This window comes from Sulfitobacter sp. HI0040, from assembly GCF_001634885.1.
GTDB lineage: Bacteria > Pseudomonadota > Alphaproteobacteria > Rhodobacterales > Rhodobacteraceae > Sulfitobacter.
On record NZ_LWEX01000431.1, the window covers coordinates 1 to 244 of the forward strand.

Annotated in this window: 1 protein-coding gene; it reads left to right on the top strand. The window is 59.4% G+C overall.

Translation table 11 applies throughout. The features are described 5' to 3' along the window. Positions 1–138: 138 nt before the first annotated feature. Positions 139–244, top strand: a 106-nt coding sequence (locus tag A3728_RS22490) for a division plane positioning ATPase MipZ (RefSeq protein ID WP_150120871.1), incomplete at its 3' end; no start/stop codon positions are given.

Consider the following 244-nt stretch of genomic DNA (forward strand, 5'->3'; position numbering starts at 1 on the left):
CCCCGGCTCAAAACGTGACAAATGCGCCCCCACCGCGTCAATTCACGGGCTGGGGCGCTTTTCAAAATGACAGCCGCAACATAGAGTTGCCGATAAAGAGCGCCCGCGGATCAACCGCGGGTCACCAAGGGACAAACTATGGCGCATATCATCGTCGTCGGGAACGAAAAGGGCGGTGCAGGCAAATCGACCGTTTCCATGCATGTGGCGACCGCCCTCGCCCGGATGGGGCACAAGATCAGTG